Below are 6,330 nucleotides of genomic sequence, written 5' to 3'. Positions count from 1 at the left end.
CGCTCACGACGGCCGCGGCTGAGCCCACCGGCAACCGACCGGATTCGACGGCCTCCTTCACCGGAGCGTTGACCTGCTTCTGGAAGGCCTGCGCCACGGCCACGATGGTCCCGGCCCCGCCGGCCCTCGTCGACGGCGCGTGATGCCTGACCCACTGCACCGTCGTCATCGCCGCCGGACCCCCGGAGGTCTCTCCGCGCTCCATGGCCTCGCGCACGACCGCCACCCGGCCGGCCTCGCCGGCCAAGACCAGCGCGTCCACCTCACCGAGCAGGCCGGCCAACCCGTCCGGCCCACCACCTGAGGGCGCCTGCCACAGCACATCCCCCAAGGCACGCATCGCCTCCGAGGCAGCGGCAAGCTTGTCGCGACACTGCGCGAGACTCAGGCAGGCTGTCCCCTCCATGACGACAACCCTAGGGGCGACCACCGACAGCCCAGATCAACCAGCCATCAACGGAAACCCTTGCAGCGCAAGGCAATGCGGCGGCATACCTATGAGTGAAGGGCAACACGAGAGTCACCGCCTGTGGATGACGTGACGACGCTGCGGTCCTTGTGGACCGCGTCAGCGGAGCAGCAGGTTGAGCAGCACCGTGAGCAGGATCGAGGCCACGACCGAGAAGAGGATCATGGCCAGGCAGCCGGGCAGGCCGCCGAGCGGTCGGACCTCGAGATTCCTGCCGATGCGCATGCTGCCGACCCTAGTCAAGCGCCCAATGACGCGCCCGCCGAGCACGCCAGCACATAGGCTGACCCCGTGCTGCGCACCAAGTCGCCTGTGCAGGCGCTGACCACAGCCGACCGCGACGACGCGCTCGAGCTCTGCAGCCGTGACCTCGCCGCCAACGTCTTCGTGGCGGCGCGCATCCTCGAAGGCGTGCTCAGCAGCCAGCCCGGCACCCTCCTCGGCTACCGGGAGGACGGCCGGCTCCAGTCGCTGTGCTGGGCCAGCGCCAACCTCGTGCCCGTCGCCGCCGACGCCGACAGCATCCCGGCCTTCGCCGAGCGTGTGCGCCGCTGGCGCCGCCACTGTGCCTCCCTGCTCGGCCCCACCGAGCAGGTGAACGAGCTCTGGCGGCTGCTGTCGCCGTCCTGGGGCCCGGCCCGCGCCGTGCGACCCCACCAGCCCCTGATGAGCACGATGGAGCGACCCTCCGAGCTCGGCGTGCCCCTCGACCCCCGGGTGCGGCCGGCCAGCCCCGACGAGGTCGACCTCGTCCTGCCCGCCGCGGCCCACATGTTCACCGCCGAGATCGGCTACGCGCCCTACACCGGCAGCGGGCACGCCTACCGCACGTCGCTCCTCGCGCTCATCGAGCGGCAGCACACCTACGTGATCGTCGAGGACGGCGAGGTCGTCTTCAAGGCCGACATCGGCTCCGTGGCGCTGGGCTGCGCTCAGATCCAAGGGGTGTGGCTGGCCCCGCGACTGCGCGGGCAGGGGATCGCGGTGCCGGCCATGGCAGCCGTGGTGGAGCAGGTCATGGACGCGCGTGCGCCGTGGGTCACGCTCTACGTCAACGACTTCAACACCAGCGCCCGGGCCACCTACGCCCACGTCGGTTTCGAGGACGTCGGCTCCTTCACCACCGTCCTGCTCTGACACCGAGGCGCCGTAGCGGCCCCCGGGGGCCTGAAAGGATGACCGCCATGAGCGCCGACCTCCCCGACCTGGCCCGGACCACGGAGCCCCCGGAGCTCACGAGGGACATCGCCGGCCTGGCGGGGCTGTTCCTCGTCTCGGGAGTCACGCACCTGGTCAAGCCCGACGTCTTCGAGCCGCTCGTGCCCCGAGCCCTGCCGACCCGGCGCGGGCTGGTCTACGCCTCGGGCGTCGCAGAGCTCGTCTGCGCAGCAGGTCTGCTCCACCCCCGCACTCGCCGCGCGGCGGGCTGGGCGAGCGCCGCACTGCTGCTCGCGGTGTTTCCCGGCAACGTCCAGATGAGCGTCAGCCACGGGAAGCGAGCGGCGAGGCGCGACGACACGACCGCCAAGGCGACCTTCGTGGCGACCCTCGCCCGGCTGCCGTTGCAGGTCCCCCTGATCCGCGCAGCCCTGCGCGCTGCCGGCAGGTTCTGAGTGCCGGGACTCGTGTGGGCGCCTCTCACGGAGGCCGACCTGCCCGGCCTGCGCCGCCTGGCCCAGGCCTGCCTGCGCGATGTCGCGGGTCGCCCTCACCGACGAGGGGGAGCCCGTGGGCTTGCCCGCGCGCTCTACGAGAGGCACCGGGCCCACTACACGTCGCACGAGCACGCCGCCGTGGTGCGGATCCAGCAGGTGTGACCGATATCCTCGGGTGGTTCCGACACCCCTGAGGAGAATCCTGTGGTTCTGCGCATGTCCGCCCTGTTCCTGCGAACCCTTCGCGAGGACCCGGCCGATGCCGAGCTGCCGAGCCACAAGCTGCTGGTCCGGGCGGGCTACATCCGCCGCGTCAGCCCGGGCATCTACACCTGGCTGCCCCTCGGCCTGAAGGTCCTGCGCAACGTCGAGCAGATCGTCCGCGAGGAGATGGACGCCATCGGCGCCCAGGAGCTGCTCTTCCCCGCCCTGCTGCCGAAGGAGCCCTTCGAGGCGACCGGCCGCTGGGAGGAGTACGGCGACAACATCTTCCGCCTCAAGGACCGCAAGGACGCCGACTACCTGCTCGGGCCGACCCACGAGGAGATGTTCACCCTCACGGTCAAGGACCTGTTCTCGTCCTACAAGGACCTGCCGCTCTCGCTGTACCAGATCCAGACGAAGTACCGCGACGAGGCGCGCCCTCGCGCGGGCCTCCTGCGCGGCCGCGAGTTCGTCATGAAGGACTCCTACTCCTTCGACGTCGACGAGGCCGGCCTGGAGAAGGCCTACCAGCTGCACCGCGAGGCCTACGTCCGCATCTTCAACCGCCTCGGCTTCCACTACGTCATCGTCGAGGCGATGGCGGGCGCCATGGGCGGCAGCAAGTCCGAGGAGTTCCTCGCCACCGCCGAGCACGGCGAGGACACCTACGTGCGCTGCACCAGCTGTGGGTATGCCGCGAACGTCGAGGCCGTGCGCGTGCCCGTCCCCGACGCCCTGCCCTACGACGACGCGCCTGCGGCGCACGTCGAGGACACCCCGGACACCCCGACCATCGAGACGCTGGTCGACCACCTCAACGAGCGCTTCCCGCGCGGGGACCGGCCCTGGACCGCGGCCGACACCCTCAAGAACGTGCTCGTCACGCTCGCCTACCCCGACGGTCACCGCGAGCCGCTGGCCATCGGCGTGCCCGGAGACCGCGAGATCGACGAGAAGCGGCTCGAGGCCCAGGTGGCTCCCGCCGAGGTCGAGGCGTTCGACGAGAAGGCGTTCGCCGAGAACTCGGCGCTGGTCAAGGGCTACATCGGGCCCGGCGCGCTCGGCGAGACCGGCACCGCCAAGGTGCGCTACCTCCTCGACCCGCGCGTCGTCGAGGGGACCCGCTGGGTCACCGGCGCCAACGAGCCCGGCAAGCACGTCATCGACCTGGTGGTCGGCCGCGACTTCACCGCTGACGGCACCATCGAGGCCGCCGAGGTCCGCGCGGGCGACGAGTGCCCCAGCTGCGGGCACGTGCTCGAGACCGCCCGCGGCATCGAGATGGGCCACATCTTCCAGCTGGGCCGGAAGTACGCCGAGGCGCTCGACCTCAAGGTGCTCGACCAGAACGGCAAGCTCGTCGTCGTGACGATGGGCTCCTACGGCGTAGGAGTGTCCCGCGCGGTGGCCGCCGTCGCCGAGGGCAACCACGACGAGCTCGGCCTGGTCTGGCCCCGCGAGATCAGCCCTGCCGATGTCCACCTCGTGGCCACCGGCAAGGACGACGAGGTCTTCGTCAGGGCTGCCGAGATCGCCCGCGCCCTCGAGGGCGAAGGTCTCGAGGTCATCTACGACGACCGGAAGGGCGTCAGCCCGGGCGTGAAGTTCAAGGACTCCGAGCTCATCGGCGTGCCGACCATCGTCGTCGTCGGCCGCGGCCTCGCCGAGGGCAAGGTCGAGATCAAGGACCGCCGCTCGGGCGAGCGCACCGAGGTGGCCGTCGACGACGTCGTGGCGGCGGTGGCCGCAGCCGTCCGCGGAGCGGGGGAGTGAGCGAGCGCACCCCGGCCATCGAGGCGGTCATCTTCGACTGGGGCGGCACCCTGACGCCCTGGCACGAGGTCGACCTGCCGCAGCAGTGGCGAGTCTTCGCCCGCGAGGTGCACGGCCTGCCCGTCGAGGACACCGCGATGCCCGCCGAGGACCTCGCGGAGGCGGACAGCCTCGCCCTGCGCATCCACGAGGCGGAGGAGCGCGCCTGGAAGCGCGGCAGGTCCACGCACGAGAGCGCCTCCATCGCCACCATCCTCGAGGAGGCCGGCGTCGACCCGGGGCACGACCGGCACCACCTGGCGCTCGCGGCATACCGGCGCTTCTGGGAGCCGCACACCCACACCGACCCGCAGGTGCGACCGCTGTGGGAGGGGCTGCGCGACCGCGGCATCCGCGTGGGCGTGCTCTCCAACACCATCTGGACCCGCGCCTTCCACCGCGAGGTGTTCCAGCGCGACGGCGTGCTGCACCTGCTCGACGGCGACGTGTACTCCTCCGAGATCCACGTGGTGAAGCCCCACCCGGAGGCGTTCCGGGCCGCGTGCGCCTCCGTCGGGGTGGCCCCCGAGCGGTCGGTCTACGTCGGCGACCGGCTCTTCGAGGACGTCCACGGCCCGCAGCAGGTGGGCATGCGCGCGATCTGGATCCCGCACTCCGACATCCCGCTCGACCAGCAGGTCGCCGTCGACGTCACGCCCGACGCCAAGGCCCACGAGCTGCTCGACATCCTCGACATCGTCGACGGATGGCTGGCGGAGCTGTCGCGGTAGCCCCGTGCCGGATCCCGACCTGACCACCCTGGCGCTGATGGGCGTGGCCGCCTTCAGCGCCGGCTGGGTCGACGCGGTCGTCGGTGGCGGGGGGCTGATCCAGCTGCCCGCCCTGCTGCTCGGCTTCCCCGGGGCCACCCCGGCCCAGCTGCTCGCGACCAACAAGTTCGGGTCGATCTTCGGCACCGCGACCAGCTCGCTGACCTACGTGCGCCGGGTCCGGCCCGACCTGCGGACCGCCCTGCCCATGGCGGGCGTGGCCTTTCTCGGGGCCGTGGGCGGGGCGCTCATCGGCCTGCACATCCCCAAGAGCGCGTTCAACCCGATCATCCTCGTGATGCTCGTCGTGGTCGGCGCCTACACCGTCGCGCGACCCAAGATGGGCCACGAGACCGCGCTGCGGTTCGACGGCCACAAGCACACGGTCATCGCGATGCTGACCGGCTTCTGCATCGGCGTCTACGACGGCGCCCTCGGGCCCGGCACCGGCTCCTTCATGGTGTTCGCCCTGGTGGGCCTGATGGGCTACGCGTTCCTCGAGGCCAGCGCCAAGGCCAAGATCGCCAACTTCGCCACCAACCTCGGCGCGCTGGTCGTCTTCATCCCGGGCGGGCACGTCATGTGGAAGGTTGGCGCGGTGATGGCGGTGATGAACCTGGCCGGGGGCTACACCGGCGCCCGCACCGCGGTGGCCAAGGGCAGCGCGTTCGTGCGCGTCGTGTTCATCATCGTGCTCGTCGCGTTCATCATCCGCATCGGCGGGTCGGTCCTCGGGGTCTGGTCCTGACATGACCCCCGACGTCGACCGCCTCCTCGACCGCGTCGAGCGCCTGTGCGGGCAGCACCGCCGCCGCGTGGTCGTCGGGGTCGCGGGGCCGCCGGGCGCCGGCAAGACCTCGCTCGTCCTGGACCTGCTCGCCGCAGCCGAGGGCCGGCCCGACCTCGCCGGCCGCGTGGCGCACGTGCCCATGGACGGCTTCCACCTCACCAACGCCGAGCTCGACCGGCTCGGGAAGCGTGACCGCAAGGGCGCCCCCGACACCTTCGACGCGCACGCGTATGCCGCGGTGCTGGCCGCCGTGCGCGACCCGGCCCGCCCCGTGGTCACCGCCCCGAGCTTCGACCACGCGGAGGGCGAGCCCGTGCCCGACGCGCTGACGGTGCCCGCGACGGCCGACCTCGTGCTGACCGAGGGCAACTACCTGCTGCTCGACGACGGCCCGTGGCGGGACGTGCGGGCCCTGCTCGACGAGGTGTGGTTCTGCGCGCTGGCCGACGACGTGCGCCGCGACCGGCTGGTGGCACGACACGTCGCGGCCGGGCGTGAGGCGCAGGACGCCGTGGAGTGGGTGCACCGCTCCGACGAGGCGAACGCCGTGCTCGTCGCGGCTGGGGCGGCCGCTGCGGACGTGGTGCTCCGCGACGGCCGCATCCTCCCCTCGGCCTAGACGCTGCCGCG

General features: G+C 71.9%; 8 protein-coding genes and 1 pseudogene. 7 read left to right on the top strand and 2 right to left on the bottom strand.

The window, feature by feature from the left end; all coding sequences use genetic code 11:
• Together P0Y31_RS10125 and P0Y31_RS10120 are read right to left on the bottom strand one after the other, a co-directional pair.
• Positions 1-406, bottom strand: a pseudogene (locus P0Y31_RS10125) (hypothetical protein); the annotation flags it as partial.
• Between the two features lie 162 nt (positions 407-568).
• Positions 569-694: a hypothetical protein gene (locus P0Y31_RS10120; protein WP_275868840.1), complete on the bottom strand. Its 126-nt coding sequence runs from the start codon at positions 692-694 to the stop codon at positions 569-571.
• A gap of 66 nt (positions 695-760) precedes the next feature.
• On the opposite strand from P0Y31_RS10120, the gene P0Y31_RS10115 reads away from it, so the two are divergent.
• From P0Y31_RS10115 to P0Y31_RS10085, 7 genes are read left to right on the top strand one after another with little or no spacing between them, the layout of a single operon-like run.
• On the top strand, positions 761-1,606 hold the full coding sequence (locus tag P0Y31_RS10115) for a GNAT family N-acetyltransferase (RefSeq protein WP_275803998.1): 846 nt from the start codon (positions 761-763) through the stop codon (positions 1,604-1,606).
• Between the two features lie 47 nt (positions 1,607-1,653).
• Positions 1,654-2,082: a MauE/DoxX family redox-associated membrane protein gene (locus tag P0Y31_RS10110; protein WP_275868837.1), complete on the top strand. Its 429-nt coding sequence runs from the start codon at positions 1,654-1,656 to the stop codon at positions 2,080-2,082.
• Complete coding sequence (locus P0Y31_RS10105; protein WP_275868835.1) at positions 2,083-2,286, top strand: hypothetical protein; 204 nt, start codon at positions 2,083-2,085, stop codon at positions 2,284-2,286. It begins immediately after the preceding gene.
• 42 nt (positions 2,287-2,328) lie between these two features.
• Complete coding sequence (locus P0Y31_RS10100) at positions 2,329-4,101, top strand: proline--tRNA ligase (protein ID WP_275868832.1); 1,773 nt, start codon at positions 2,329-2,331, stop codon at positions 4,099-4,101.
• Entirely contained in the window at positions 4,098-4,871 is a 774-nt protein-coding gene (locus P0Y31_RS10095; protein WP_275868830.1) for an HAD family hydrolase, read from the top strand. The genes P0Y31_RS10100 and P0Y31_RS10095 overlap by 4 nt, the downstream gene beginning before the upstream one ends.
• Positions 4,872-4,875: 4 nt before the next feature.
• Positions 4,876-5,658: a TSUP family transporter gene (locus P0Y31_RS10090; RefSeq protein WP_275868828.1), complete on the top strand. Its 783-nt coding sequence runs from the start codon at positions 4,876-4,878 to the stop codon at positions 5,656-5,658.
• 1 nt (position 5,659) lies between these two features.
• Entirely contained in the window at positions 5,660-6,319 is a 660-nt protein-coding gene (locus tag P0Y31_RS10085) for a nucleoside/nucleotide kinase family protein (RefSeq protein ID WP_275868826.1), read from the top strand.
• Positions 6,320-6,330: the final 11 nt, after the last annotated feature.

Origin of the sequence: Knoellia sp. 3-2P3, from assembly GCF_029223115.1 — a bacterium.
Taxonomy (GTDB): domain Bacteria; phylum Actinomycetota; class Actinomycetes; order Actinomycetales; family Dermatophilaceae; genus Pedococcus_A.
This window is presented reverse-complemented; position numbering and strand designations above follow the sequence as displayed.

Coding starts and splice junctions, on each gene's coding strand:
- P0Y31_RS10120 (WP_275868840.1), bottom strand. CDS start 694: ATGCGCATCGGCAGGAATCTCGAGGTCCGACCGCTCGGCGGCCTGCCC.
- P0Y31_RS10110 (WP_275868837.1), top strand. CDS start 1,654: ATGAGCGCCGACCTCCCCGACCTGGCCCGGACCACGGAGCCCCCGGAG.
- P0Y31_RS10085 (WP_275868826.1), top strand. CDS start 5,660: ATGACCCCCGACGTCGACCGCCTCCTCGACCGCGTCGAGCGCCTGTGC.